The following is a 25,979-nucleotide window of genomic DNA, read 5'->3' on the forward strand; positions in this document are numbered from 1 at the left end:
TCAGCCCTGCGCGATGTTCTCCACGTCCACTCCGGAGTCCCGCCACCGGACGCGGAGTCCGGGGCCGTCGCGCCACAGGACCGTCAGTTCCCGGTCGTCTTCCGCGCGTACGGTCACCGTCTCCTCCAGCGCCACGGCGTCCGTCGTGCCGGTGAGGCGGCTCAGCGCCACGAACAGGGTCGGGCCCGCACCCGTGACCCCGGTCAGGGTGCCGTCGAGGCCCACGGCGGGCTGCAGTTCGGACCGCAGCCCCTCCGGTGCGACCCAGCCGGTCACCCGGACCGGTGTGCCGGGCTTCGCTCCCGTCACCCGGAAGGCCCGTACCTCCGCGGCCCCCCGCACGAGCACTACGCTCGTCACCCGGGCGCCCGCACCGGCCGAGTGCCGCGACGCCGCCCATCCGTCCCCCACGCCCAGCGGCTCGATGCCCGTGCGGCTCGGGTCGCCGCCGACGATCACGCTGTTGTCGTACGACGCCGAGGGCGCGGTCGCCGTCGAGTAGCCGAGCCGGGTGTAGTAGGGGTCGTAGCGGACGTCCTCGCTGCCGTGGTTGTGGAGGCGGACCACGCCGTCCGAACTCGTGGACTGCAGCAGCCAGTTGGTCGGGCCGATCGGGGTGACCGCGTCGGCTCGTTCGACCGGGGCCGGTTCCTCCGGTGCCGTCCACACCTCGTGGTCCGGCGGGAGCAGCAGGCCGACGAAGCCCTTGCTCGCCCAGTAGGGGGACGCCGGGCCCGAATAGCCCTGCAGCAGCGCGGTGTCGGGGCCGTGCCAGCCGAGGGTCAGCAGGCCGTGGGCGTCCACCGCGCCACGGTCGAGGAAGTACCTCAGCGCCCCGGAGGCCAGCCTGCGGGTCTGGCCGGGAGACAGGGGGGTACGACCCGTGAGCGCGCCCAGCCACAGCGGGGCCGTGGTCGCGAAGCGGTACGTCAGGGAGCGGCCCTGGCGCATCGGGGCGCCGTCGCCGCCGAACAGGCGGGCGTAGTCGTGAAGATGGCGTTCCAGGCGGCGGCCGTACAGGTCGAGCAGCTTCTCGTCACCGGCGAGCCAGGCGTGCAGCACCGGGTAGAGGTGCATCGCCCAGCCGTTGTAGTAGTCGAACTTGCGGCCGTCGCCGTCCGTGTACCAGCCGTCGCCGACGTACCAGTCCTCGATGCGGGCCAGGCCGTGGTCGATCGCCCGGTGCGCGGCCGCCGGCTCGTGGCCGATCTCGGCCAGGAAGCCGCCGACCGTCACCGGGAACAGCTCCCAGTTGCAGGGCCAGGGTTGGGCGGTCAGCGCGTCGGCGAGCCAGGCCGCGGCGCGCTGTCGTACGGCGTCGTCGAGCCGGTCCCACAGCAGTGGCCGGGTCAGGCGCAGGGCGAGGGCGATCGAGGCGGCCTCGACGAGCGGCTGGCTGCGGTCCTCGATGCGCGGCCAGCCGCCCGACACGCCGGCCGCGAGTCCGTCCGCGTACCGCTGGAGCGCGGTCTCGTCGCGGCGGAAGGCGGCGAGGAGCAGGGTGCGGGCGTAGCCCTCCAGTCCGTCGGAGAGGTGGCCGGACCAGCTCTGGTGGTCGCCGGGGAGGTGATAGAGGGCGCGGTCCGCGGTGGCGTACGGCTCCACGGCGGCGAGCAGCGCGTCGGCCGCGGCCTCCCAGTGGGCGCGGGTGTAGCCGGTGCGCGGGCTGAGGCCGCGGTCCTCGGGAGGCAGCTGCATCGGTGCTCTTTCTCGCTCGTACCGAACCTTGTACCGGGCCTCGTGCCGAACCTCGTACCAGGGCTCGTACCCGACCTCGTGCCGAACCTCGTACCAAGTCTCGTACCGAACCTCGTACCCGTGGAACCTGGGGCGCCCCGGTTCCGGTCGGGGCGCCCCAGGGGCTCATCCCACCCGCACGGTGCCGTGGGGCACCAGGTGCTGGGCGAGAAGCTCGTCGCGCACCAGGCCCGCGTAGACGGTGGCGCCGTAGGCGGAGGTGTGCGTGTTGTCCTTCTTCTCGTCGTACAGGTACAGCGCCTTGGAGCCCGCCACGCCGAGGGACTCCACGAGCGCCTTGGTCTTCGCCGTGAGGTCGATCAGCGGAACGTCCTCGGCGGCGGCGACCGAGCGGATCACCTCAGGATGATTGACGCCGAGCCCGTTGACCAGAAGCGCGATGTCGTTGTCGAGCGTGCCGTCGGCATTGAACCAGCGGCGCACGATCGGCGTGACCAGGACCGGCTTGCCGCCCCGCTCCCGTACGCCGGCCACCAGGGTCTCCAGGTTCGCGCGGTAGGTCGCCTCGTCGGTCGTCTTGTCGTTGTGTGCCAGCTGGATCAGGACCAGGTCACCCGGGCGGATCAACGGCTGGACGGTACCCCAGAGCAGTGGGTTCCGGAGGTAGGTGACCGTACTTTCGCCGGAGTCGGCGTAGTTGGCGACGGCGACGCCCTTGCGCAGGTACTGCGGGAGCTGCTGGCCCCAGCCGGAATAGGGGGCGGCGGGCTGGTCGCAGACGGTGGAGTCGCCGACCAGGAGGATCTGCCGGACATGGCGGGAAGCGGGGGTGACACGGATGCCGTCGAGTGCCGGGGCCGAGCCGCCGACGGTGAGGTCCAGCCCCGGAGTTCCGTCGGGGCCCGTCGGCTCGCCCTCGGGGGTGCGGACGTTCACGGTGAAGCTGCGGGTGACGCGCCGGCCGGCGGCCGTGGCCGTCTCGGGCAGGAGCGAGCGCCGGGTCTCCCCGCTGATGCTGGTACTGGACGCGGCCGTGCCGCCGAGCCGCACCGTCACGTCGTAGTCGCCCGGCGGGACGTCGAAGTGGCAGGCGGTCTGCGTGCAGTTCTCCGTGCCGAGGGGCGGCTGCCGGTCATGGGCCTGGGCGACGGGCGCGGCCGTCAGGCAGGTACCGAGGACGACCGCCGCGAACGCGGCGACGCGAACACCGCTGAAACGTCTCACCCGGGACTCCTCCGTCGTGGCGACATGGTCTGGCGCGGACCGTACCGCCAATCAACAAGCGCTTTCTAGCCCATGGACCAGTTTCAGCAAACTGCCAACTCCGCGGCCGCGAAAGCCCTTTCGCGAAATCGATTCAACTGCCACCCTCACAGTCACCCGCACCCCCGCCCCACCGAAGGAGGCACCCCCATGTCCGGATCCACCGGGAGACCGCTCGGACGCCGCACCTTCGTCCTCGGCAGCGCGGCCGCCGCCGGCACCGCCGCCCTCACCGGCCCGCTGGCCGCCACCGCCTCGGCGGCGGGCTTCGGCTGGTCGGACGACGGCTCCGACTACGTCGTGGACACCGGCGCCGGCCTGGTCTTCAAGGTCAGCAAGACCAACGGCGACCTGACCTCGCTGGTCTACAAGGGCACCCAGTACCAGGGCTACGGCGGCAAGAACTCGCACGTCGAGTCGGGCCTCGGCACCTCGACGGTCACCATCGCCCAGTCGGGTTCGACGATCCTGGTCTCCGTCGCGTACGGCACACTGAAGCACTACTACGCGGCCCGCAGCGGCGAGAACAACGTCTACCTGTGGACCAACAAGGCCGACTCGTCGGTCACCGCCACCCGGTACATCGTGCGCGTGAAGGCCGGCCTGTTCCTCAACGACGAGCCGGATTCCTACACCTACGCGCCCACCGTCATCGAGTCCGCGGACGTCTTCGAGAAGTCCGACGGCCAGACCCGCGCCAAGCACTACTCCAGGCTGCGGGTGACGGACTACGACTACATCGGCTGGACGACCGGCGGCGTCGGCCTGTGGATCGTGCGCAGCAACCACGAGAAGGCCTCCGGCGGCCCGTTCTACCGCTCGCTGCTGCGCCACCAGAGCGCCGACGGCGGTGGCCTGTACGAGATCCTGTACTACGGCGAGAACCAGACGGAGGCGGAGCGCTACGGCCTCCAGGGCCCGTACGTCATCGCCTTCACGGACGGCGGCGCGCCCTCCTCGTCCCTGTACCCGGGCACCCTCACCACGCCGTGGGCGGACTCGCTCGGCATCTCCGGGTACGTGGCGGCCGGCGGGCGCGGGCGGGTGGCCGGCGTCGGCATCTCGGGGCGGGACACGGCGTACCCGTACACCGTGGGACTGGCCAACTCGGCCGCGCAGTACTGGGGCCCGGCGCGCTCGTCGGACGGCTACTTCTCGATCGCGGGCGTGCTGCCCGGGACGTACACCCTCACTGTCTTCAAGGGCGAACTGGCCGTCTACACCGGCTCGGTGAGCGTGTCGGCGGGTTCGACCACCACCCTGAACACCCTCGCGATCCCGTCCTCCAACGATCCGAGCAACGCCTCGGCGATCTGGCGCATCAACAACTGGGACGGCACGCCGGGCGGGTTCAAGAACGCCGACCTGATGACGTACATGCACCCGTCGGACGTACGGGCCGCGTCCTGGACCGGGAACGTGGTCGTCGGCAGCGGCACCGAGACCTCCGCCTTCCCCTGCTACCTGTGGAAGGACGTCAACAGCGGGATCGTCGTCTACTTCAGGCTCACGGCCGCCCAGGCCGCCGCCGCGCGCACCCTGAGGATCGGCGTGACGACGGCCTACGCGAACGGCCGGCCGCAGGTCGTCGTCAACGACACCTGGACCTCCGCCGTCCCCTCCCCGCCCACCCAGCCGAGCACCCGGTCGCTGACCGTGGGCTCGTACCGGGGCAACAACCACACGTTCACCTACAGCGTTCCGGCGTCCGCCTGGCTGACGGACACCAGCGCCTACAACACGCTGAAGATCTACGTGGCGAGCGGCTCGGGGACGACGTCCTACCTCAGCGCCGGCACCGCGATCGACGCGATCGACCTGCTGGCATGACCTGAGGGTGCCGTCATGTTCCGCGTGTCCACTGCTGGTTCGTGCCGCCGTTGCAGGTGTACGTGATGAGGGCGGCGGAGTTGGCGGTGGACGCGCCGGACACGTCCAGGCACTCGCCCGTGGTACGGGCCTTGATGTTCACGTACGACCCCGAGGTGACGACCGACCACTGCTGGGCGGTGGCGCCGGTGCAGTCCTCCTGGGTGACGTCGCTCGCGTTCTCCTGGAGGCAGAGCGAGCTGCCGCGGCCCATCAGTTCGTAGTAGCCGGTGCCCAGGTCCTTGAACCACCACTTCTGGTTGGTGCCGCTGTTGCAGGTGTACTGGCTGATCGCGACGGCCTCCCAGAGAGACTGGCCGGGGACGTCGGCGCACTTGCCGCTGTGCCGCGCGATCAGGGTGTTGTAGGTGGCGCTGGTACCGCTGACCGTGCCGGCGGCCGTGTCGACGGAGACCTCGGGGTACCAGGACATCGACATCGAGGTGTCGGTCGGGAAGGTCAACGGCAGCCAGAGGTAGCGGGAGTCGTTGACCGTGCCGCCGAAGGAGTTGCCCCAGCGGTCGCCCATGTAGAGGTACGAGGTGCCCGAAGTGCCGCTGACCGCAAGGACGTACGCGGTCTGGGAGCCGTACGCCGTGGCGTCGCCGACGTTGGTCCAGGAGGTCCAGGGGCCGGCCGGGGAGGTGGCGGTGGCGTACTTCTGCTGGTTGGGGCTCCAGCCGGTGGCCGCCGAGGTCAGCATGAAGTAGACGCCGCCCCGCTTGAAGAGGGCGGGGGCCTCGCGGCTGGCGCCCGCCCAGGGGTTGGCGACCAGGCTGTCGATGGCGGTGTAGTCGGCGGTGAGCCGGTAGATGTGCAGGTCGGCGTTCTCGTTGGCGGCCGAGACCATGTAGGCGGTGCCGTCGGTGTCGACGAAGGTGGTGAGGTCCCGGGACATGTACTGGCCGAGCGGCCGGAAGCTGCCCTGGTAGGTGTAGGTCCCGTCGACGGTGGCGGAGACGGCGACCGCGGCCCTGGCCTCGCTGTAGTCGACGCCGTTCTCCTTGTGCATCCACATCACGAACTTGCCGGTGGCGGCGTTGTAGATGACCTTCGGGCGCTCGATGTAGGCGGTGCCGAGTTCGGAGGCGGAGGACTGGGTGAGGACGTGGTTGCGGAACTCCCAGGTCTTCAGGTCGGTGGAGCGGTAGGCGTCCACGTACCTGAAGGTGTTGTCGGAGTTGCGGTCCTCGCCGAACCAGTAGTAGTAGCCGCCGACTTTGATGACCCCGCCGCCGTGGGCGTGGACGATGTTCCCCGAAGTGTCGGTGAACTGGGTGCCGTTGGTGACGGTCTGGGAGGCGGCCGCGGCCGGTCCCGCGGTGGCCAGGGCGCCGATCACCGCCAGACAGAGGGACAGCAGGATCGCGTACGCACGTCTCATGTCAGACACGCTCCTTGGGGGACGGTTCGGTCCTGGGGGGATGGGGGGATGGTCCGGCCCGGCCGTTCGGGACTGCGAACGGCATTTGCCATGCCGAACGTTGTGATCGCCGAAAAGGTATGGGTGTGTCACGGGGAGGTCAACGGGTCTGACGAGACAAGGGGGAAAGCGATTTCCGGGGCGGTGGTTGCCCAGGGGGCCGGGAGTCGGGTGACCGCAGATCCGGTGTCCGCATCATGGGCGATCTGTTCATGAAGTGGACACGGTCGGTCGTCGGGGGCCGGGTCGACTAGCGTCGGGGCATGACCAGCGCCCCCTCCCCCAGCCTCGCCGACGCCCTCGCCGCCGGGACGGTCGTGCTCGACGGCGGCATGTCCAACCAGCTGGCGTCCGCCGGGCACGACCTGAGCGACGAGCTGTGGTCGGCACGGCTGCTGGCCGATCGGCCCGACGCGGTGAGCGACGCCCACCTCGCGTACTTCAGGGCAGGCGCCGACGTCGCGATCACCGCCAGCTACCAGGCCACCTTCGAGGGCTTCGGCAAGCGCGGGATCCCGCACGAGGAGGCCGCCCGGCTGCTCGCGCTGAGCGTGGCGCTGGGCCGCGACGCGGTACGGCGGGCGCGGGCGGAGGGGATCGTACGGCCGCTGTGGGTGGCCGCCTCGGTCGGGCCTTACGGGGCGATGCTCGCGGACGGCTCCGAGTACCGGGGGCGGTACGGGCTGAGCGTCGACGAGCTGGAGCGGTTCCACCGGCCGCGGCTGGAGGTACTGGCCGGGGCGGCGCCGGATGTGCTGGCGCTGGAGACCGTGCCGGACGCGGACGAGGCGGCGGCGCTGCTGCGGGCGGTGCGGGGGCTGGGGGTGCCGGCCTGGCTGTCGTACAGCGTGGCGGGCGGACGGACCCGGGCGGGGCAGCCGCTGGAGGAGGCGTTCGGCCTGGCCGCCGAGGCCGACGAGCTGATCGCCGTGGGGGTGAACTGCTGTGCGCCCGAGGATGTGGCGAACGCGGTCGAGGTGGCGGCGAGGGTGACCGGGAAGCCGGTGGTCGTCTATCCCAACAGCGGGGAGGTGTGGGACGCGCAGGCACGGGCGTGGACCGGGCGGTCGCTGTTCGACGCCGAGCAGGTGGAGGGGTGGCGAAAGGCGGGGGCCCGGTTGATCGGGGGGTGCTGCCGGGTGGGGCCGGAGGCGATTTCGGGGATCGCCCGGGTGGTGTGAGGGGCGCCTGTCCGCCGTGCGGGCCGGACCGTGGGCGGGGACTCAGCGGCGGCGTACGGCGGCCACCGAGCGGCGCAGCCGGCGTACCGCCAGGGTCGGTTCGGCCGATCGCTCGGGGCGGGGCGGCGCTGCCGGACGGGTCCAGAGGGCGAACTCCGCGTCCCGGGGGCCGGACACCGTGTGGGGTTCGCCGTCGCCGAGGACGCGGACCGGGTGGGTGTCGTCCCAGGGCCGCCAGCCGGGGTCGCCGGTGGTGGCGAAGCGGACCCAGGCGCCGTGCATGGCGTCGGCCAGTTCCTGCGGGGCGCCCTCGCCGGCCAGCCGGGCCGAGTGCGGGTCCTCCCCGGTGTCGAAGACGAAGCCCAGTTCCAGGGCGTGGCAGGCGCCGAGGCCTGGGCGGTTGGAGGGCCAGGCGAACTCGTAGAGGTGGGCGGAGCCGGCGCGGGCCTCGGCCAGCCGGTGCAGCGGGAGGCGGAGCAGGTGGTCGGTGACCATCTGGCCGACGATCTCGGCGGGGCCGGCGTCGGGATGCAGGGCGCGGTAGCCGCGCGGCACCTCGTGGCCGACGTGGCAGCGGGCCATGGCGCCGGCGAAGGCCACCGGGCCGAGCCGGTCGACGTGGTCGACGAGGCCGCCGGGGACCAGCCAGAGCCGGTACTCGTCGCGGGTCCAGCCCATCAGCAGGTCGACGCCGTCGGCCGCCTCGCCGTCGAGGAGGGCCTCGAAGGGGTCGCGGGGGACGAGGTCGCCGTCGACGACGATCCCGAAGGCGGGGCCGCCGAGGACGGGGCTGCTCAGCCTGCCCGCCTCGGCCTGGGCGCGCAGCAGCAGGCCACGGTCGACCTCGGCGAAGGCCCGGGCGGTCGCCGGGATCCGCAGGCGGTTCGCCATCCGGCGGACCATGCGCCGTACCTTGTCCCGCTCCGCGGCCTCGGGCGGGCCGCTCTGCAGGACGGCCCGGCGGACCAGGCCCTGGGTCTGGGGTGCGGCGAGCAGGGCGCCGGCGCTGATGGCGCCGGCGGACTGGCCGCAGAGGGTGACGCGGGCCGGGTCGCCGCCGAAGGCCGCGATGGTGTCGTGGACCCAGCGCAGGGCGGCGAGCTGGTCGCGCAGGCCGGGGTTGGGCGGGGTGTCCGGGAACAGGCCGTAGCCCTCCACGCCCAGCCGGTAGTTCACCGAGACGAAGACGACCCCGTCCCGGGCGAAGGCGTGCCCGTCGTACACCGGTACGGCCGAGGATCCCCGGGTCAGGGCTCCGCCGTGCAGCCAGACCAGGACCGGGAGCCGGGCGCCGGGGCCCGGCTCCGGGGTCCACACGTTGAGGTTGAGGCAGTCGTCGCCGGGGATCACCGGGTCGGACAGGTACTGTGCGAACGCCTCCGAGTACGGCGGCTTGGGCGCCGTCGGCCCGAACGCGCCCGCGTCCCGGACGCCGTCCCAGGGCTCGGGAGGCGCGGGCGGACGGAACCGGTGTCTTCCGAAGGGCGGGGCCGCGTACGGGACACCCCGGAACACGGCGACCCCGTGCTCCCACCTGCCGCGCACCGCCCCGTACGGGGTGCCGGCCACAGGCTCCACAGGGTCCTTGTGATCCTTCGGGTCCGTGCGCGCTGCCGTCATCCGCCCACCAGCTCCTCCCGCCGCGTGCGCCAGTACGCCGGTATGACAAGAGCATCACATCTGCTCCCGGTATTCCGGCACATGGCGGCCGGTCGGACGCGCGCGGCTGCTTGCCGTACATCAGGGCGCCGAAACCGGGCGGGTCGTAGCCGCCGGCCGAGCCGCAGTTCCCGCCGCCGCGGTGCCCCCGTGCCGTGGTGTTCCGACCGAGGTCGACAGCGGAGATCCGCGCCCGCACCAAGGTCGGAGCAGTATCGAGCGGCACTTCGCCTCCCCCGTGAACGGGGACACCGCACACGGTCAAAGACAGACTTCGCCGACGCCTTTTTCATCGCGGACTTCACGTATTTCCAGGTCAGCCGTACTCCGGCCTGATCCGACCACCCCTGTTCGAAGTTTCGAAAGTCGCGGCCGCGAACGTGCCGTCATTTCCCAGGTCTTCACGCCGTGTTGACGTGCACCTATCGTAGGAAGCGCTTACTGCACGGCTTGCACGCAGACCGCGGAAGCAGCGTTGGTCGCAACTTTCGTTACTTTCGTTGGCCCAGGGCGGGCCGGAGAGGCGGGTTCTCCATGGTCCGTGCCGGAGGTACGAGCATGGCGGCGGCCGGTCCGACGCTGGCGGTGGTGGCCCGCGAGGCGGGTGTCTCCGTGCCGACCGCCTCGAAGGTGGTGAACGGCCGCGACGACGTGGCGCCCGAGACCCGCCGCCGGGTCACCGAGGCCCTCGAACGGCTCGGCTACGTCCGCCGGCCGCGGTTCGACGCGACGAAGGCCCCCACCCTGATCGACCTGGTCGTCGACGCGCTGGACAGCTCCTGGTCGGGCGCGGTGCTGCACGGTGTCGAGGAGGCGGCGCACGAGGCGGGCCTGGAGATCGTCGTGTCGGCGGGGCTGGCCCGCACCCGGGCCGGCCGCCCGGAGCGCGGCTGGCTGGACAAGCTCACCGCGCGCGGTTCCTCCGGGGTGCTGTTCAACCTCGCCGAGCTGAACCAGGCGCAGTACGCCTGGCTGGACCACCACCGCATCCCGTACGTGCTGATCGACCCGGTCCACGAACCCCCGGCGGGCGTGGTCTCCGTCGGGGCGGCGAACTGGCAGGGCGGGGTCACCGCGACCGAGCACCTGCTCGCGCTCGGGCATGAGCGGATCGCGGTGATCGCCGGAAACCGGCGCCGGATGTGCAGCGCCGCCCGGGTGAGCGGCTACCGCTCGGCGCTCGCCTCGGCGGGGCTGCGCCATCGGGGCGAGTACGTCCGGCACGCGGGCTTCGACGGGGGCACGGCCCGGCATCGTATGCACGAACTGCTCGACCTGCCGGAGCCGCCGTCCGCCGTGTTCGCCTGCTCGGACCGGATGGCGCTCGGGGCGTACGCGGCGCTGGCCGAACGCGGGCTGCGGGTGCCGGATGACGTCAGCGTGGTCGGCTTCGACGATCTGCCCGAGGCGCGCTGGGGGACCCCGGCGCTGACCACGGTCCGCCAGCCCCTGGCGGAGATGGCGGCGACGGCGCTGCGGCTGCTGGTGCGGCTGATGCGCGGGGACCGTCCGGAGAGCACCCGGACGGAGCTGTCGACCAGGCTGGTGGAGCGGGCCAGTACGGCGCCGCCGCCTGCCCGTTCGGCCGTACGACGGTGACCGCGCCCTCATCAAGATCGTTTCCAGGGCATGAAACTCACCCTGCGCACCGCGGTGGCCGGTGCCCTGGCCGCGGCCGCCGTGACCACGGTCCTGGGCACCGCCCGCGCCACGACCCTGACCCTCGCCCCCGGCCGCCACCACCCCACGGTGGCCGTCCCCGCCGACGAGCACGACCCGAAGGAGGACGTGGAGCTGGACGAGAACGGCCGCCCGGACCTCGGCGAGGACTGAGCGGGAGCGCCCCCGTCAGGGGCGCGGGGCACCGCACGGGCCGGCCGTGACGGACGCGCGGTGCCCCACGGGCACGTCTCTCAGTCGTCGCCGCTGTGACGCGGCTTCCCGAGCATGGCCTGGATCGCGTCCACGGCGCTGCCGTCGTGATCGCTGCCGGCCGTGCCCCGGCCGGCCTGGACGTTCGCCGTCCGGTCCACCTCCAGGATGGAGTCCGCGTGGGAGTTGTCGATCACCGTGATCAGACCGCCGGCCGCGTGCACGGGTGCCGTGGCTCCTGCGAGCAGTGCCGCCGTGGTCGCCGTGACGGCCGCGGCGGTCCGCAACCGCGTCACACGCCCACGCCCTCGGACTCGGGGGCGCGGAGCCGTTCCCGGGCGATGTTGCGCTCCAGCAGGGTGGTGGACGCCTTGACGCCGACGCCGCCGGCCCCGTCGACCACCGGCAGCCTGCCGTCCGCGGCCCTCAACGCGCTCAGCGCCGAGTCCATCGCCTCGTGCGCGGCGAACAGACAGGGCGTGGAGTAGATCGCCACGTCGACGCCGAGGTCGTCCAGCTCGCTGAGCGAAAGACGGGGTGACTTGCCGCCGGCGATCTGGTTGAAGAGCAGCGGTTTGTCGCCGACGACCCTGCGGATGCGGCGGATCCACTCCTCGCTGCGCACCCCGTCGACGAGGATCACGTCGGCGTCGGTGGCGGCGAGCCGCTCCGCGCGGTGCAGGATGTCGCGCTCGTCGGTGGCGTCCGTGCGGGCCACGACGACCAGGTCCCGGCGGGTCTGAAGGACCTTCTCCAGCTTGTCCAGGTACTCCTCCAGGGGCAGCACCTGTTTGCCGTCGGCGTGCCCGCAGCGGCGCGGCCGCTTCTGGTCCTCCAGGATCACCCCGGAGGCACCGATCCGCTCCAGCCCCTCCACGACGTGGCAGGCGACCTCGGGGTCGACATAGCCGTCGTCGATGTCGACGAGGAGATGGTGGTGCGGGAACGCGCCCCGCAGCCGCTGGACGAAGGCCACCATGTCGGGCCAGGCGATGAACCCGATGTCCGGCAGGCCGTAGTACGAGGCGGCGAAGCCGAAGCCCGACACGAACATCCCGTCGTAGTGCTTGGCGGCGATCGACGCCGAGTACATGTCATAAACGCCGATCAGCGGGGTGGTCCCCGGCCCGGCGATCTGCTCGCGCAGCTTCTTCCCGTAAGTCAAGGTCCGGCTCCTCCTGTGGGTGGGCGCGACGGCACGAGCAGCCGCCACGTCTCTGCAGCCCTTTACCAAGACAAGAGCATCTCTAGATACACACGTGACCATCACCGTGCGCGACCTTTACTCACTCCAATGGCGGATCGGTTTCACCGGAGAAACGTCACTGGCCAAGCCGGGCGGTCCAGGCCAGGCCCCCGCGCACGTGGGCCAGGAAGGCCGGATCCCGGTAGGCCTCCCGGGCGTGCCCCAGGGCCGTGCAGAACACCCGTCCGGCCCCCTGCTCCCGGCACCAGGCCAGCGGATGGCCGTCCCCCATCCCGCCACCGTCGTACGAGGTCTCGTCGGCACTCAGCAGCACCCGCACCCGGAAGTCGTACCACTCGTCGGTCACCTTCTCGGCCGTGAACGGCCGAGCTTGCGCACTCGATCCGTTCACGCCTCGTCGCGCTCCCGACTGCCCCCTACGACGGGACGGTCACGGGTCGCATCCACCCAACCGCGACAAATGTCAGGGGGAGAGTGCGGGTGCGGTGACAAGCACCCACGCCGAGCGGGCGCGATCGCGCACGTTGACCCCGGCGACGACATCGGCCGGACCAGCGAGCCCGCACCGACGACAGCGGAAATGGTCCCGGTCGGGCCGGTTGGCCCGCTCGGTGTGCCCGCAGCGCGGACAGTGCTGCGAGGTATGGCGCGCATCAACCTCAAGAAACGGCACCCCGGCCCGTTTGGCCTTGTAGGCGAGGTGCTGTCCGAGCTGGTGGAAGGGCCAGGAGGAGAGCGTGCCCCGCTGGTCGCGACGAAGCCGTACCCGCTCACGGATCCCGCCGAGCTCTTCGACGGCGATCCCGCGACCGGTGCGTTGTGCGACGGACACGATCTTCTTGCTGATCGCGTGGTTCACGTGCGTGGCATGGCGCTTCTCCTTCTGCGCGCGGCGGGCGAGACGACGGGTGGCCGAGCGGGTCTGTTTCGCCTGGAGCTCAGCGCGTTTGCGGGCCTGCCAGCGTCGGTAGCGGGAAAGACGGCGGCCCTGATGATTCGTGCCGTCGGATGTGGTGGCCAGGTTCACGATCCCCCGGTCCACTCCGATCCAGTCGACCGGCTCGTACACCTCCGGGTCAGGAATGTCACAGGTGGCGACCAGGAACCACTTCCCGCCGCGCCGGACAAGGTCACTTTCGCCCTTACGGCAGGTCACGAGCGTCTTGAACTGGTCGGGCGAGCAGGCGAAGCGGATGCCCCTCAATCGCCCGTCCACCGTCCAGATCGAGACCGTGCGCGCGTCGTACTGCCAGGACAGGCAGCGATCATCGAACGGCTGCGCCGCCTCCGGCCGGAAGGCAATCGGCGTACCGACCGCCTTGCGGTACCGCTTGGAGGTAGGCGGGCCCAGACTCCCGGACCGCAGGCCGGCTTTCAGGGCGGCGTAAGCGTCGACGACCTTCTTCACCGCCCGCACCACCGGCTGCGCCGACAGCCCGAACGTCACCTTCAGATCCGCATACACCTCTTTCTGCAGGCCGTTTCGGTCCGTGAGGTCCTTGGCGAAGGCAACCTGCGAGGCGTAGGTGGCGGCCCGGTTGCAGGCATGCAGGGTCGCCTCCAGCGCCGACGCCTGCTCAGGCGTCGGCAGCAACTTCACCTGCACGACCAGCTTCACGACATCGGACCGTAGTACGACCACCGCACACACGACCGCCGTTCATCTAACGATCACCCCATCGGTGACCTCGTTAGACAATTGTTCGCACTCCTCGGCTCTGCCAGCAGCCGTACGGACGCTCCGCGCCCAGCAACGAGCGACGCGGCAACGCTCCGCGTCACGGTCACGGGAGGCGATCCCTCCCGGCGTGAACACCGGGGCATCCTCGCCAGAATCAGGTGAAGCCCGGCGCGTCGGTGACGTAGACCAGCTCCGGTGCCATCCCCGACGCCGCTGCCCTGGAGGCCAGTTCGGCCGGGGCGGCGGGGGCACCGGAATCTCCGGAAGCTCCCGGGCCCGCCTGCTCGGTGCCGCAGCCGGTGAGCAGGGCGGTGGCCAGGAGCAGGGGCGGCAGGACGCGCACGGCACGGATCACGCACCCATCGTGCCGCACAGGTGTTCCACAGGGGAGCGGTTTTCCCCGCGTCCCGCGTGACGGCCCCGGCCACAGCCGAAGGCCCGGCGTCGCTCTCCACCACCGTCGGCGCCCCGCACGGCCCGGTGGCCCCTCGCTGAACCGGGTGTCCGATTCCTTCAAGACCGGCGACCGGCTCCCGCCTACGGTGACGGCATGACTCCACGATTCGCCGTGCTCGGTCTCGTCACCTCCGACCTGACCGCCTCCCTCGCCTTCTACCGCCGCCTCGGCCTGCGGTTCCCGCCCGGTGCCGAGGAACAGCCGCACGTCGAGGCCGAGTTGCCCGGCGGGCTCACCCTCGCGCTGGACACGGAGGAGACGATCCGCTCCTTCCACCCGGACTGGCGCCCGCCGTCCGGCGGCGGCCGGGTGTCACTCGCCTTCCGCTGCGCCTCACCCGCCGAGGTCGACGCGCTCTACGACGACCTGGTCGGCGCCGGCCACCACGGCGAGCTCAAGCCCTGGGACGCGTTCTGGGGCCAGCGGTACGCCACGGTGCACGACCCCGACGGCAACGGCGTCGACCTGTTCGCCCCGCTACCCGCCGAGTAGCCCGGTCAGCGGCAGACCCGCCAGTTCCCGTACGTCCCGGGAGAGGTGCGGCTGATCCGCGTACCCGGCCCGGAGCGCCGTCTCCGCGAGCGGCACCCCGGCCCGGGCGAGCGCGAGCGCCCGCTGCATCCGCAGCACCCGGGCGAGCGTCTTGGGCCCGTAGCCGAAGGCGGCACGACAGCGCCGGTGCAGGCGGCGGGCGCCGAGACCGAGTTCGTCGGCGGCGGCCGCCACGGACCGCCCGGCGTCCAGGGCTTCGACGAGCCGCCGCAGCGACGGGTCGGGGGGCGGGGTCCGGTCCAGGGCGATCTCCTCCAGCGCGGCGGCGGGGTCGGCCGCGCGGACGACACGGTCCCGCAGCCGTCGTACGTCGGCGGCCGGCCACAGGTCCCCCAGCTCCACCCGCCGGTCGAGCAGCTCGTGCGCCGGCACGCCGAGGACGGCGGGCGCGGTACCGGGGTAGAAGCGCAGGCCGACCCACACACCCTGGGCGCCCTCGGTGACGTGAGCGCGCGTATCGGGCCCGGCGACCAGCAGCCGCCCCTCGTGCCAGAGCAGATCCATGCACCCGTCGGGCAGCACACGCCCGGCGCCGCCCTCGTCGGTCCTGTTCACCCAGACGACCGCACCAGAGAGCCGAGACGCCCGTTCCTCGTACACGGATGTCAGCGTAGACGCGCCCCTTCAGGGACGCGGGGCCCTGTTCGACACGCCGGCCCGACCGCGCCCCGAAAGGGCGCGGGGCCAGGTCCGATATGCCGTCCCGACCACGCACCGAAAGGGCGCGGCGCCAGGTCCGATATGCGTCCGATACGCGGCTGAGGCCGCGTGCGCGCGGCCGGCCACGACGAACCCGCGCCCCGCCCCCGTCGCGAACCCCCACGACGAACCCGGCGTCGGCCTCACGCCTCCGGCTTGCGCGGCGGCGGATGGCCGCTCTTCACATGCGCGCGCAGCCGCGCCGTGACGTCCTCCGGCGGCAGGAACCGGGACCATCGCTCCGGGAACTCCGACGGCATGTCGGGGTCGTCGGGATCCCCGGGATCGGCCTCCCGCGCCGCGGCCGCACGGGCCACGTACTCGGCGACCTGGGCCTCCCGCAGCCGCTCGTTGGCGGCGCGCGCCGCGGCCGTCGCGGCGGCCGGCCAGACCCGGTCGATCGCGGCGTTCACGGCGGCGCCGACGAGCACGGCGAAGGCCGAGACGCCGATCCACAGGAGCACGGCGACGGAGGCGGCGAGGGAACCGTAGATCGTCGCGCCCTCGATGGTGCTGGTCAGGTAGATGCGGAGCAGGAAGCTGCCGAGGACCCACATGGCCAGGGCGACCAGGGCACCGGGCACGTCCTCGATCCACGGCGAGCGCACCGGCACGGAGACGTGGTACAGCGTGGTCAGGAAGACGATGGACAGGACGATCACGACCGGCCAGTACAGGACCTGGACCAGCGTCTCCGACCAGGGCACGACCCCGACCACCGCGTCCGGGCCGGCCACCATCAGCGGCAGCGCGACCGAGCCGATCAGCAGCGCGGCGATGAAGAGAAGGAAGGAGACGATCCGGGTCTTCACGATGCCCCGGACGCCGTCCAGGCCGTACATCACGGTGATCGTGTCGATGAAGACGTTCACCGCGCGGGAGCCCGACCACAGGGCGAACAGGAAGCCTATGGAGATGACGTCGGGGCGGCCGCCCTTCATCACGTCGTTCAGGATCGGCTCGGCGATCTCCTTGACGCCCTTGTCGGACAGGACCGTGCGGGAGGCGTCCAGGAGGTTGGCCTCCAGGCTGGCGATGGTGTGGGCGCCGGTCCAGTCGTCGACGTAGCCGAGCAGTCCGATGAGCGAGAGCAGCAGCGGTGGTACGGAGAGCAGGGTGAAGAAGGCGGCTTCGGCGGCCAGACCGAGGATGCGGTACTCCACGCAGGAATTGACGGTGTCCTTGAGCAGCAGCCAGGCCGTCCGGCGCTTGGAGACGTTCCGGTAGAGGGCTCTGGCCCGGTGGAGCCGGCCGGAGGGCCGCTCGGGAGTATCGCTTGCTGACTGCACGCTCTAACGGTATCCGCCGCCCGGGGCCCTCCTCACCTCACGGGGCCCGGGCCGGGGCGGACTCGTCGAGCGGGGCCGTTGTGTCAGGCTGGAGACCACCGCCGCCGCTCCGGGTAGGTTCACAGCCATGGCAGGCAACACCACGCACACCGTGACCAACCAGCCGCCCCCGCTGGTCGGGTACGACCTGTTCGGAGCCGACCGGGCCCTGGTCGAGGCCGTCGAGCGGCACACCGGCCCGGAGCTGCTCGACGAGGTGCGCGCCGAGCTCTCGGGGATCGGCGCCTCGGCCGGCTCGGCGCAGGTCCAGGAGTGGGGGGCGCAGGCGAACGAGCACCCGCCGCGGCTGCGCACCCACGACCGTTACGGCCGCCGGATCGACGAGGTCGAGTTCCATCCCGCCTGGCACCGGCTGCTCGGCAAGGGCGTCGGCGCGGGCCTGACCACCGGCTGGGCCCGGCCGTCCGGGCACGTCCGGCGCGCCGCCGCGTTCCTGGTCTGGACCCAGGTCGAGGCCGGCAACTGCTGCCCGCTGTCGATGACCAACGCTGCGGTGCCCGTGCTGCGCGCCGATCCGGAGCTGGCCGCCGCGTGGGAGCCGCTGCTGAGCTCGGTGATCTACGACCGTGAGCTGCGGCCCGCCGCACGGAAGGCCGGCGCCCTGTTCGGCATGGGCATGACGGAGAAGCAGGGCGGCAGCGACGTGCGGGCGAACGCGACCGCCGCCGTTCCGCTCGCCGAGGCCGGCGCGTACGCCCTCACCGGCCACAAGTGGTTCTGCTCGGCACCGATGTCGGACGGCTTCCTCGTACTGGCCCAGGCGTCCGCCGGGCTCACCTGTTTCCTCGTCCCGCGGGTGCTGGAGGACGGCACCCGCAACGTCTTCCTCCTGCAGCGGCTCAAGGACAAGCTCGGCAACCGGTCGAACGCGTCCGCCGAGGTCGAGTTCGACGGGACCTGGGCGCGGCGCGTGGGCGAGGAGGGGCGCGGGGTGCGGACCATCATCGAGATGGTCGCCGCGACCCGGCTGGACTGCGTGCTGGGCTCGGCGGGGCTGATGCGGCAGGCGGTGGCGCAGGCCGTGCACCACGCCACGCACCGCGAGGCGTTCGGCGGGCGGCTGGCCGACAAGCCGCTGATGCGCAACGTGCTGGCCGACCTCGCGATCGAGTCGGAGGCCGCGACCACCCTCGCGCTGCGGCTGGCCGCCGCCTACGACGACGGCGGCGAGTCCGAACTGGCCCTGCTGCGGCTGGCCTTGCCCGCCGCCAAGTACTGGGTGACCAAGCGCTGCGCGCCGCTCGTGGTGGAGGCCGCCGAGTGCCTGGGCGGCAACGGCTACGTGGAGGAGTCGGGCCTGCCCCGGCTGGTCCGCGAGTCCCCGCTCAACTCGGTCTGGGAGGGCGCCGGCAACATCCAGGCCCTGGACGTGCTCCGCGCGCTGCAACGCGAACCGGGCGCGCTGGACGCCTACCTCCAGGAGATCGGCCGCGCGCACGGCGCCGACCACCGCCTGGACCGCGCGGTCAAGGACCTCTTCTCCGAACTGGCCGACCTGGAGGGCATGGAGGGCAGGGCCAGGCGGCTGGTGGAACGGCTGGCGACGGTTCTCCAGGGTTCGCTGCTGGTCCGCTTCGCGCCGCCGGAGGTGGCGGACGCCTTCTGCGCGTCCCGCCTGGGCAACGACTGGGGCTCCACCTTCGGCACCCTGCCGTCAGGACTCGACCTCACCGCCGTGGTGGACCGGGCAAGGGTGCTCATCCCTGCCTGAAGGGGCACGGGGCGGTATCGGCATGCGGCTCCGCCAGTGAGCGCGAGCAACCCTCCACAACCGTCAGCCGCCGACGCACCCCCTGCTGCGACTTGGCCCCCACCGGCCGGCGGGGGTGGTGCTGCGCCGACACGGCACCACCCCCGCCTCCTCGGCCCGTGGAACAGGCCGCCGACGCCGCGGCGTCCGCTCAAGTTTCGGCCACCCCCCGCCGGTCCACCAGGGTTGCAGGGGGTTGCAACATCTCGGCGACTGTGTGCGGACTGTGTGCCTCCGGCACCGGAAAACGGCAGTATGAGACGCGCAGTCGGACCGGAACCCGCCGCCCGGACCGCTTGACAGCGACTCATCGATGCCTTTCGAGGCGTATCCGGGAGGACCTCAGTGGGGAACCCGCCGATGGACGTGGCGCGACTCGCCGCGAAGGACGCGGCGCAGGCGGCGCGGGTACTGAACGAGGTGCGCGAGGCCAGACTCTCCGGACGGCGTGGGCGGCTCGCGCCCCGGCCGGTGATCGAACAGTCCTGGGGGCGCATGCTGCGCAGCGGAGTCGACCCCGACCACGACTTCCGTTCGGGGCTGCTGTCCGCCGACGAAGTCCGGCGCAGACGCGAGGAGTCACCGCTCAGGGACGTACTGCCGGTGCTGCGCGAGGGACTGCTTCCGGTCGCGGACACCGCCCAGCACATCATGGTGGTGGCCGATGCCGACGGGCGGGTGCTGTGGCGGGAGGGATCCTCGCCGGTGCTGCGCAAGGCGGACGGGCTCGGCCTGGAACTCGGCGCGGACTGGCGCGAAGACGTCGTCGGAACCAACGGGGTCGGCACCCCGGCGGTGGTGCGCGGGCCCGTGCAGGTGTTCGCCGGCGAGCACTTCGTCCGCTCACACGTCTCCTGGACGTGTTCCGGCGCCCCGATCACCGACCCCCGGGACGGCAGCCTGCTCGGTGTGGTGGACGTCAGCGGCCCGCTGGAGACGATGCATCCGGCCACCCTGGCCTGGGTGAACTCGGTGGCGAAGCTCGCCGAGGCCCGGCTGCGGGAACTGCACCTGGACGCGCTGGAGCGGCTGCGGGCGGTGGCGGCCCCGGTGCTGGCCCGGCTCGGCGGGCGGGCGGTGGTGGTGGACGCCGACGGCTGGACCGCGGCGGTCACCGGCGTGCCGTATCCACGGCGGCTCGCGCTGCCCAAGTCGCTGTCGCCGGGCCACCGGTGGCTGCCCGCGCTCGGGCTGTGCGTGGTGGAGCCGCTGGCCGGGGGCTGGCTGCTGCGGGCGGTGGACGAGCCGGCGCCGGCGGGCGGGGGCCGGCTCGTGCTCGATCTGGCCCGGCCACGCCGGCCCTCGGTGACGGTCGGCGGCGGCGCGGGCTCGTGGTCCCGTGAACTCAGCCCCCGGCACGCCGAGTTGCTGTACCTGCTGGCGGTGCGGCGCGCCGGGCGCAGCGCGGCCGGGCTGGCCGAGGACATCTTCGGGGACGCCTCGCGGACCGTGACCGTACGCGCCGAGATGTCCCGGATCCGGCGGTACCTCGGGGCACTTCTCGAACACCGGCCGTACCGCTTCCGGGAGGACGCCGAGATCGAGGTGCTGCTCCCCGACGACCCGGGCGACCTGCTGCCGCACTCGACCGCCCCGGCGGTGACGGCGGGCCGGGCGTCTCGCCCCCGCTGAACGTCCCGGCTCCCGAACCTCTTCGGCACATCCGGGGCATCCGGGTCATCCGCGGAGGTATCTTCCGCGTATTTGCGCGGACTTCGAGGTACGGCGACCCCGGCTGCCGTACCATCCGAGTACGGGCCTCCCCACCTGCACCTTGATCAACGCTCGGACCATCAGGCGCAGTTGGCCCGCCTCGGGAGGACACATGAAGCATCGCGGCAGACACCGGCGGCGCAGACGGGGTGCGGCACTGCGCGCGGCCCTGGCCGGGACCGCGCTGGCGCTCACCGCGACGGCCACGATCGTCAGCGCCTCGCAGGCCACCGTCGCCGAGAACCCCGGCGCACTGAAGCCACTGACCTCCACCGCCGACACCGCCCGGCTGCAGCTCCAGGAACGCCTCGTACCGCGCCGCTCGCTGGACCGGCTCGCCTCGGCGATGGGCGGCACGGTCGGGGTCGCCGACGTGCTGGCCGAGTCCGACCACACCCTGCGCGAGGCGGCCGACTGCGACTCCGGTGACCGGGACTCGCTGCCGGTCACCCCGGCCGCCACCGAGGCGTACTGCTGGGACCCCGCCGACACCCTCACCGACGACTGGCAGCCGGCCTCGGTCACCACCTCCTCGGAGGCGGACGACGACGGCCTGTGGGGCGCCAACCGCGTCGTCCTGGCCGGCTGGACGCACAGCACCAGCAGCGGCCCCGCCGCCTCCCGGGGCCTGGCCAGGATCGCGGTGATCAACGCGAACCCCCCCGCCCACCCCTCCTACTCCTGGGTCCTGCTGACCGTGCCCAGCGCCGACGGCAGCACCTACCGCGGCCTGACCTCGGGGATCTCCGGCATGGCCTGGTACCAGGACAAGCTCCTGGTCACCACCGTCCAGGGCAGCGCCAAAGCGCTCTACGTCTACGACCTGAACCGCATCCAGCGCACCTCGGTGCTGACCCGGGCGATCGGCCGGGTGCGCGGCGGCTGGTCGGCCGACGGCTTCCGGTACGTGATGCCGGCCGTGGGCTCGTACCGCTTCACCGACGGGGCCTGCTCCCCGACCGGCACGCCCTGCCCGAGCGCGCTCTCGGTGGACCGGGGGACGGCCCCGGACAGCCTGGTCCTCGGCGAGTGGACGCCCGCGGGCAGCGATCAGCACGCCCGGCTGTGGCGGTACGCGTTCGACGAGGATCCGGGGCGCGGCGGACTGCTCGCCACGGACACCTTCGGCCGGGCCGACGCGGTCGAGGCGTACCGGACCGGGGCCTCGGAGATCCGGGGTGTCCTGTCGTACCGGCCGCCGGGCGCGACGGACTCCGAGTGGTACGTCGGACACCTGCCCGGCGCCATGGACGGGCACGGCAGCCTGTGGCGCCAGGACGCCAAGGGCGCGCGGGCGGCCGACTGCGGCTCGGACGCCTCGCACCGCTGCTGGGCCGAGGGCACCGGCTCGCTCTCCTACGCGCCGGACACCGGCGAGGTGTGGTCGGTCACCGACCGCATGCTGTTCTCGGTCCCGCTGCGCTCGATCGACGCGTCCCTCGGATAACGGCTGTCGACATGTCCGGGACCGGGATGATTGCCTGGCCCCATGAGCAGCATCGTCGTGACCATCTGGTCCCTGGAGCAGACTTCCCCGGCCGACCTCCTGCCCGCCGCCGCCCCGGACGGCGGCACGGTCGGGATCGTCCGCGCCGAGGTCCCCTCCCCCGAGTTCAGCCGCTTCCTGTACGCCTCGGTCGGCGGTGACATCCGATGGACCGACCGGCTGGGCTGGAGCCACGCCCGCTGGCAGCAGTACCTGGCGCGACCGGGCGTGGAGACCTGGGTCGCGTACGACCGGGGCACCCCGGCGGGCTATGTGGAGCTCGACCCCCAGGACGACGGGGTCGTGGAGATCGCCTACTTCGGCCTGCTCCCGGCGTTCCGGGGGCGCCGCATCGGCGGTCACCTGCTCTCGTACGGCGCCGCGCGCGCCTGGGACCTGGCGGAGCGGTGGGCCGAGCGGCCGCCGACGAAGCGGGTGTGGCTGCACACGTGCAGCCTGGACGGCGAGCACGCGATGGCGAACTACCAGCGGCGGGGTTTCCGGCTGTTCGACACCAAGGTCGCGGAGGAACCGGACGTCTCGGCGCCCGGACCGTGGCCCGGGGCGCACACCACCGTGTGAGACGGGGCGTGACCCACAACACTCCGTCTCAGTATTCAGAATAGATTAGTCCGAATCGCGGACGATGGTGGACTGCCCGGAGATCCGCGTGACACGCTTCCGTCATGTCTGGAACTGGAATTGCCTTGGTGAGTCGACGCCACGTCGATCTCGGCCGCATGTCCAGCGCCATCTGTCCGGCAGGCTGAGAGCACAGCTCCGCCGCGCCGCCCTGTCCAGACCTCTCCCAGCGCAATGTTGCGCGCCTGTGCCCGTATGCGCCCGCAGGCGCAGGTCAGAGCCTCCCACCTGTCCGAAGGACGTATATCGCCATGGCCGCCACCCCGCAGAACCCCGCTGCCTCCGCGCCGCGCCGCAAGGTGAGCCGTCACCGCGGCGAGGGGCAGTGGGCCATGGGGCACCACACCCCGCTCAACGGCAACGAACAGTTCAAGAAGGACGACGACGGTCTCAATGTGCGGACACGCATTGAGACGATCTACTCCAAGCGCGGCTTCGACTCGATCGACCCCAACGACCTGCGCGGACGTATGCGCTGGTGGGGGCTGTACACCCAGCGCAAGCCCGGCATCGACGGCGGCAAGACCGCCGTCCTGGAGCCGGAGGAGCTGGACGACAAGTACTTCATGCTGCGGGTGCGGATCGACGGCGGCCGGCTCACCACGCGGCAGCTGCGGGTGATCGGCGAGATCTCGCAGGAGTTCGCGCGGGGCAGCGCGGACATCACCGACCGGCAGAACATCCAGCTGCACTGGATCCGGATCGAGGACGTGCCCGAGATCTGGAACCGTCTCGAGGCGGTCGGGCTCTCCACCACGGAGGCGTGCGGCGACTGCCCGCGTGTCGTGATCGGCTCGCCGGTCGCCGGCATCGCCGAGGACGAGATCATCGACGGCAGCTGGGCGATCGACGAGATCCACGAGCGGTACATCGGCAGCAAGGAGTTCTCCAACCTGCCGCGCAAGTTCAAGACGGCGATCTCCGGCTCCCCGCTCCTGGACGTCGTCCACGAGATCAACGACGTGGCGTTCGTCGGCGTCGAGCACCCCGAGCACGGCCCCGGCTTCGACCTGTGGGTCGGGGGCGGCCTGTCCACCAACCCGAAGATCGGCGTCCGGCTCGGCGCCTGGGTGCCGTTGAACGAGGTCCCGGACGTCTGGGCCGGCGTCGTCGGCATCTTCCGGGACTACGGCTACCGGCGGCTGCGCACCCGTGCCCGCCTGAAGTTCCTGGTCGCCGACTGGGGCCCGGAGAAGTTCCGCCAGGTGCTGGAGGACGAGTACCTGCAGCGGAAGCTCGTCGACGGCCCCGCCCCCGGTGAGCCGGTCCAGCGCTGGCGCGACCACGTCGGTGTGCACCGGCAGCAGGACGGCAACTTCTACGTCGGGTTCGCCCCGCGCGTCGGCCGCGTGGACGGCGCCACCCTGGCGAAGATCGCGGACCTCGCCGAGGCGCACGGCTCGGGCCGGGTACGGACCACCGTCGAGCAGAAGATGATCATCCTCGACGTGGTGGAGGCGCAGGTCGAGTCGCTGGTCGAGGCCCTTGAGGCGCTGGACCTGACCGCCAGGCCGTCCCCGTTCCGGCGCGGCACCATGGCCTGCACCGGCATCGAGTACTGCAAGCTCGCCATCGTCGAGACCAAGCAGCGCGGCAGCTCGCTCATCGACGAGCTGGAGCGCCGGCTGCCCGAGTTCGACGAGCCGCTCACCATCAACCTCAACGGCTGCCCGAACGCCTGCGCCCGGATCCAGGTCGCGGACATCGGTCTCAAGGGCCAGCTGGTCCTCAACGACGAGGGCGAGCAGGTCGAGGGCTACCAGGTGCACCTGGGCGGGGCGCTCGGCCTGGAGGCCGGGTTCGGCCGCAAGGTCCGCGGTCTCAAGGTGACCGCGGACGAACTCCCGGACTACGTCGAGCGGTTGCTGCGGCGCTTCCAGGCGGAGCGCGCGGCCGGCGAGCGGTTCGCCGTCTGGGCCGCCCGCGCCGGCGAGGAGGCCCTCTCATGAGCGAGCGGGCCGCCCCCTTCTACTGCCCCTACTGCGGTGACGAGGACCTGCGTCCCGGCGAGCAGGGCCACGGCGCCTGGGAATGCGCCGCCTGCAACCGCGCATTCCAGCTGAAGTTCCTCGGGCTGCTCGCCCGGGGGCTGAAGCGCTCCGAAGCTGGAGGGGAACAGACATGACCACCGCTCAGGAAGAGCGAACCACCGAGGAGTTGAGGGCGCTGGCCGAACAGGCCGGCCGTGACCTCGAAGACGCCTCCGCCCTGGAGATCCTCCAGTGGGCGGCGGACACCTTCGGCAAGGGCTTCTGCGTGACCTCCTCCATGGAGGACGCCGTGGTGGCCCACCTGGCGTCCCGCGTCCAGAAGGGTGTGGACGTCGTCTTCCTCGACACCGGCTACCACTTCCCGGAGACCATCGGCACCCGGGACGCGGTCGAGGCGGTGATGGACGTCAACGTCATCACCCTCACCCCGCGCCAGACGGTCGCCGAGCAGGACGCGGAGTACGGCCCCAGGCTGCACGACCGCGACCCCGACCTGTGCTGCAGGCTCCGCAAGGTGCTGCCGCTGGAGCGGGGCCTGAAGAACTACACCGCATGGGCGACCGGGCTGCGCCGCGACGAGTCCGCGACCCGGGCCGGCACCCCGGTCGTCGGCTGGGACGAGAAGCGGCAGAAGGTCAAGATCTCCCCGATCGCCCGCTGGAGCCAGGACGACGTGGACGCCTACGTCGCCGAACACGGGGTGCTGACCAACCCCCTGCTGATGGACGGCTACACCTCCGTCGGCTGTGCCCCCTGCACCCGCCGGGTGCTGGAGGGCGAGGACGCGCGCGCCGGCCGCTGGGCGGGGCGGGCCAAGACCGAGTGCGGACTGCACGGATGACGGCCATCGGGCTTTCGACGAACCAGGAGAACAACGTGACGACCGGAGCCACCGTCTGGCTCACGGGTCTGCCGAGTGCCGGCAAGACCACCATCGCGTACGAGCTGGCCGGCCGGCTGCGCGAGGAGGGCCACCTCGTCGAGGTGCTCGACGGCGACGAGATACGCGAGTTCATCTCGGCGGGCCTCGGCTTCAGCCGCGAGGACCGGCACACCAACGTGCAGCGCATCGGCTTCGTCGCCGAGTTGCTGGCCCGCAACGGCGTCAAGGCGCTCGTCCCGGTGATCGCGCCCTACTCGGACAGCCGCGAGGCGGTCCGCAAGCGCCACGCGGAGAACGGCACCGCGTACGTGGAGGTGCACGTGGCGACCCCGGTCGAGGTGTGCTCCGTACGCGATGTGAAGGGTCTGTACGCCAAGCAGGCCGCGGGTGAGCTGACCGGGCTGACCGGCGTGGACGACCCGTACGAGGAGCCGGAGACGCCCGATCTGCGGATCGAGTCGCAGCACCAGAGCGTGCAGGAGTCCGCGGCGTCGGTGTACGCCCTGCTGAGCGGGAAGGGACTGGCATGACGACGACCGTGGCGGCTCACGGGGAGGGCACGGGCACCCCGTACGCCCTGTCGCATCTGGACGCGCTGGAGTCG

Annotated in this window: 24 protein-coding genes and 1 pseudogene; 14 read left to right on the top strand and 11 right to left on the bottom strand. The window is 72.0% G+C overall.

All coding sequences use genetic code 11. The annotated features are described in order from the left end of the window. Both LQ326_RS29275 and LQ326_RS29280 read right to left on the bottom strand, forming a co-directional pair. A complete protein-coding gene (locus tag LQ326_RS29275) occupies positions 1-1,698 on the bottom strand; it encodes a DUF2264 domain-containing protein (protein WP_234542049.1) in 1,698 nt (565 codons plus the stop codon). 165 nt (positions 1,699-1,863) lie between these two features. Next, positions 1,864-2,922 carry a rhamnogalacturonan acetylesterase gene (locus tag LQ326_RS29280; protein WP_234542050.1) on the bottom strand — a complete coding sequence of 353 codons (1,059 nt, stop codon included), beginning with the start codon at positions 2,920-2,922 and terminating at the stop codon, positions 1,864-1,866. Positions 2,923-3,111: 189 nt separating this feature from the next. Here LQ326_RS29280 and LQ326_RS29285 point away from each other — a divergent pair, with 189 nt between their 5' ends. Further along, complete coding sequence (locus LQ326_RS29285; RefSeq protein WP_234542051.1) at positions 3,112-4,791, top strand: rhamnogalacturonan lyase B N-terminal domain-containing protein; 1,680 nt, start codon at positions 3,112-3,114, stop codon at positions 4,789-4,791. 13 nt (positions 4,792-4,804) lie between these two features. On the opposite strand, the gene LQ326_RS29290 is transcribed toward LQ326_RS29285, so the two are convergent. Next, positions 4,805-6,214 carry an RICIN domain-containing protein gene (locus tag LQ326_RS29290; protein WP_234542055.1) on the bottom strand — a complete coding sequence of 470 codons (1,410 nt, stop codon included), beginning with the start codon at positions 6,212-6,214 and terminating at the stop codon, positions 4,805-4,807. A gap of 302 nt (positions 6,215-6,516) precedes the next feature. Between LQ326_RS29290 and mmuM the strand changes: the two genes are divergently transcribed. Next, entirely contained in the window at positions 6,517-7,434 is a 918-nt protein-coding gene (gene mmuM / locus LQ326_RS29295) for a homocysteine S-methyltransferase (RefSeq protein WP_234542057.1), read from the top strand. A 42-nt stretch (positions 7,435-7,476) separates the two neighbouring features. On the opposite strand, the gene LQ326_RS29300 is transcribed toward mmuM, so the two are convergent. Then, the gene (locus tag LQ326_RS29300; RefSeq protein WP_234542058.1) at positions 7,477-9,054 is read right to left on the bottom strand and encodes a carboxylesterase/lipase family protein; all 1,578 of its coding nucleotides are present in this window, start codon (positions 9,052-9,054) and stop codon (positions 7,477-7,479) included. A gap of 573 nt (positions 9,055-9,627) precedes the next feature. Here LQ326_RS29300 and LQ326_RS29305 point away from each other — a divergent pair. Beyond that, on the top strand, positions 9,628-10,692 hold the full coding sequence (locus tag LQ326_RS29305; RefSeq protein WP_234542059.1) for a LacI family DNA-binding transcriptional regulator: 1,065 nt from the start codon (positions 9,628-9,630) through the stop codon (positions 10,690-10,692). Between the two features lie 30 nt (positions 10,693-10,722). After that, positions 10,723-10,926 (top strand): hypothetical protein, encoded by a 204-nt coding sequence (locus tag LQ326_RS29310; RefSeq protein WP_234542060.1) that lies wholly within the window; start codon positions 10,723-10,725, stop codon positions 10,924-10,926. A gap of 80 nt (positions 10,927-11,006) precedes the next feature. Here the strand turns inward: LQ326_RS29310 and LQ326_RS29315 are convergent, their stop codons facing one another. From LQ326_RS29315 to LQ326_RS29335, 5 genes and pseudogenes are all read right to left on the bottom strand, one after another. After that, positions 11,007-11,261: a hypothetical protein gene (locus LQ326_RS29315; protein WP_234542061.1), complete on the bottom strand. Its 255-nt coding sequence runs from the start codon at positions 11,259-11,261 to the stop codon at positions 11,007-11,009. Beyond that, complete coding sequence (locus LQ326_RS29320; protein WP_234542062.1) at positions 11,258-12,130, bottom strand: isocitrate lyase/PEP mutase family protein; 873 nt, start codon at positions 12,128-12,130, stop codon at positions 11,258-11,260. Before LQ326_RS29320 ends, LQ326_RS29315 begins: the two co-directional genes overlap by 4 nt. Positions 12,131-12,287: 157 nt before the next feature. After that, a pseudogene (locus tag LQ326_RS29325) lies at positions 12,288-12,515 on the bottom strand (ThuA domain-containing protein); the annotation flags it as partial. A gap of 120 nt (positions 12,516-12,635) precedes the next feature. Further along, on the bottom strand, positions 12,636-13,790 hold the full coding sequence (locus tag LQ326_RS29330) for an RNA-guided endonuclease InsQ/TnpB family protein (RefSeq protein WP_234542063.1): 1,155 nt from the start codon (positions 13,788-13,790) through the stop codon (positions 12,636-12,638). Positions 13,791-14,007: 217 nt separating this feature from the next. Continuing rightward, the gene (locus LQ326_RS29335) at positions 14,008-14,208 is read right to left on the bottom strand and encodes a hypothetical protein (protein WP_268207717.1); all 201 of its coding nucleotides are present in this window, start codon (positions 14,206-14,208) and stop codon (positions 14,008-14,010) included. Between the two features lie 195 nt (positions 14,209-14,403). On the opposite strand from LQ326_RS29335, the gene LQ326_RS29340 reads away from it, so the two are divergent. Next, positions 14,404-14,802 carry a VOC family protein gene (locus LQ326_RS29340; protein WP_234542064.1) on the top strand — a complete coding sequence of 133 codons (399 nt, stop codon included), beginning with the start codon at positions 14,404-14,406 and terminating at the stop codon, positions 14,800-14,802. Here the strand turns inward: LQ326_RS29340 and LQ326_RS29345 are convergent. Both LQ326_RS29345 and LQ326_RS29350 read right to left on the bottom strand, forming a co-directional pair. After that, positions 14,788-15,462 (bottom strand): helix-turn-helix transcriptional regulator, encoded by a 675-nt coding sequence (locus tag LQ326_RS29345; protein WP_234542065.1) that lies wholly within the window; start codon positions 15,460-15,462, stop codon positions 14,788-14,790. The two genes, LQ326_RS29340 and LQ326_RS29345, sit on opposite strands and share 15 nt — an antisense overlap. Positions 15,463-15,704: 242 nt before the next feature. Continuing rightward, the gene (locus tag LQ326_RS29350; RefSeq protein ID WP_234542066.1) at positions 15,705-16,850 is read right to left on the bottom strand and encodes a YihY/virulence factor BrkB family protein; all 1,146 of its coding nucleotides are present in this window, start codon (positions 16,848-16,850) and stop codon (positions 15,705-15,707) included. A 127-nt stretch (positions 16,851-16,977) separates the two neighbouring features. Between LQ326_RS29350 and LQ326_RS29355 the strand changes: the two genes are divergently transcribed. The 9 genes from LQ326_RS29355 to cysC all read left to right on the top strand — a co-directional run bounded on the left by LQ326_RS29355 (position 16,978) and on the right by cysC (position 25,905). Next, the gene (locus tag LQ326_RS29355; protein WP_234542067.1) at positions 16,978-18,621 is read left to right on the top strand and encodes an acyl-CoA dehydrogenase family protein; all 1,644 of its coding nucleotides are present in this window, start codon (positions 16,978-16,980) and stop codon (positions 18,619-18,621) included. Positions 18,622-19,020: 399 nt separating this feature from the next. After that, positions 19,021-20,292 carry a GAF domain-containing protein gene (locus LQ326_RS29360; RefSeq protein WP_234542068.1) on the top strand — a complete coding sequence of 424 codons (1,272 nt, stop codon included), beginning with the start codon at positions 19,021-19,023 and terminating at the stop codon, positions 20,290-20,292. Positions 20,293-20,485: 193 nt separating this feature from the next. Further along, complete coding sequence (locus LQ326_RS29365) at positions 20,486-21,820, top strand: hypothetical protein (RefSeq protein WP_234542069.1); 1,335 nt, start codon at positions 20,486-20,488, stop codon at positions 21,818-21,820. Positions 21,821-21,862: 42 nt separating this feature from the next. Beyond that, a complete protein-coding gene (locus LQ326_RS29370; protein WP_234542070.1) occupies positions 21,863-22,441 on the top strand; it encodes a GNAT family N-acetyltransferase in 579 nt (192 codons plus the stop codon). A 104-nt stretch (positions 22,442-22,545) separates the two neighbouring features. Next, complete coding sequence (locus tag LQ326_RS48805) at positions 22,546-22,629, top strand: putative leader peptide (protein WP_309500612.1); 84 nt, start codon at positions 22,546-22,548, stop codon at positions 22,627-22,629. A gap of 123 nt (positions 22,630-22,752) precedes the next feature. After that, on the top strand, positions 22,753-24,450 hold the full coding sequence (locus tag LQ326_RS29375; protein ID WP_234542071.1) for a nitrite/sulfite reductase: 1,698 nt from the start codon (positions 22,753-22,755) through the stop codon (positions 24,448-24,450). After that, complete coding sequence (locus tag LQ326_RS29380) at positions 24,447-24,626, top strand: hypothetical protein (RefSeq protein ID WP_234542072.1); 180 nt, start codon at positions 24,447-24,449, stop codon at positions 24,624-24,626. The genes LQ326_RS29375 and LQ326_RS29380 overlap by 4 nt, the downstream gene beginning before the upstream one ends. Beyond that, entirely contained in the window at positions 24,623-25,333 is a 711-nt protein-coding gene (locus LQ326_RS29385) for a phosphoadenylyl-sulfate reductase (protein WP_234542073.1), read from the top strand. The genes LQ326_RS29380 and LQ326_RS29385 overlap by 4 nt, the downstream gene beginning before the upstream one ends. Further along, the gene (cysC, locus tag LQ326_RS29390) at positions 25,330-25,905 is read left to right on the top strand and encodes an adenylyl-sulfate kinase (RefSeq protein WP_268207699.1); all 576 of its coding nucleotides are present in this window, start codon (positions 25,330-25,332) and stop codon (positions 25,903-25,905) included. Before LQ326_RS29385 ends, cysC begins: the two co-directional genes overlap by 4 nt. Positions 25,906-25,979 lie beyond the last annotated feature (74 nt).

Origin of the sequence: Streptomyces shenzhenensis (assembly GCF_021462265.1) — a bacterium.
GTDB lineage: Bacteria > Actinomycetota > Actinomycetes > Streptomycetales > Streptomycetaceae > Streptomyces > Streptomyces shenzhenensis.

Coding starts and splice junctions, on each gene's coding strand:
- LQ326_RS29275 (WP_234542049.1), bottom strand. CDS start 1,698: ATGCAGCTGCCTCCCGAGGACCGCGGCCTCAGCCCGCGCACCGGCTAC.
- LQ326_RS29285 (WP_234542051.1), top strand. CDS start 3,112: ATGTCCGGATCCACCGGGAGACCGCTCGGACGCCGCACCTTCGTCCTC.
- LQ326_RS29290 (WP_234542055.1), bottom strand. CDS start 6,214: ATGAGACGTGCGTACGCGATCCTGCTGTCCCTCTGTCTGGCGGTGATC.
- mmuM (WP_234542057.1), top strand. CDS start 6,517: ATGACCAGCGCCCCCTCCCCCAGCCTCGCCGACGCCCTCGCCGCCGGG.
- LQ326_RS29300 (WP_234542058.1), bottom strand. CDS start 9,054: ATGACGGCAGCGCGCACGGACCCGAAGGATCACAAGGACCCTGTGGAG.
- LQ326_RS29305 (WP_234542059.1), top strand. CDS start 9,628: ATGGTCCGTGCCGGAGGTACGAGCATGGCGGCGGCCGGTCCGACGCTG.
- LQ326_RS29310 (WP_234542060.1), top strand. CDS start 10,723: ATGAAACTCACCCTGCGCACCGCGGTGGCCGGTGCCCTGGCCGCGGCC.
- LQ326_RS29340 (WP_234542064.1), top strand. CDS start 14,404: ATGACTCCACGATTCGCCGTGCTCGGTCTCGTCACCTCCGACCTGACC.
- LQ326_RS29355 (WP_234542067.1), top strand. CDS start 16,978: ATGGCAGGCAACACCACGCACACCGTGACCAACCAGCCGCCCCCGCTG.
- LQ326_RS29360 (WP_234542068.1), top strand. CDS start 19,021: ATGGACGTGGCGCGACTCGCCGCGAAGGACGCGGCGCAGGCGGCGCGG.
- LQ326_RS29365 (WP_234542069.1), top strand. CDS start 20,486: ATGAAGCATCGCGGCAGACACCGGCGGCGCAGACGGGGTGCGGCACTG.
- LQ326_RS29370 (WP_234542070.1), top strand. CDS start 21,863: ATGAGCAGCATCGTCGTGACCATCTGGTCCCTGGAGCAGACTTCCCCG.
- LQ326_RS48805 (WP_309500612.1), top strand. CDS start 22,546: ATGTCTGGAACTGGAATTGCCTTGGTGAGTCGACGCCACGTCGATCTC.
- LQ326_RS29375 (WP_234542071.1), top strand. CDS start 22,753: ATGGCCGCCACCCCGCAGAACCCCGCTGCCTCCGCGCCGCGCCGCAAG.
- LQ326_RS29380 (WP_234542072.1), top strand. CDS start 24,447: ATGAGCGAGCGGGCCGCCCCCTTCTACTGCCCCTACTGCGGTGACGAG.
- LQ326_RS29385 (WP_234542073.1), top strand. CDS start 24,623: ATGACCACCGCTCAGGAAGAGCGAACCACCGAGGAGTTGAGGGCGCTG.
- cysC (WP_268207699.1), top strand. CDS start 25,330: ATGACGGCCATCGGGCTTTCGACGAACCAGGAGAACAACGTGACGACC.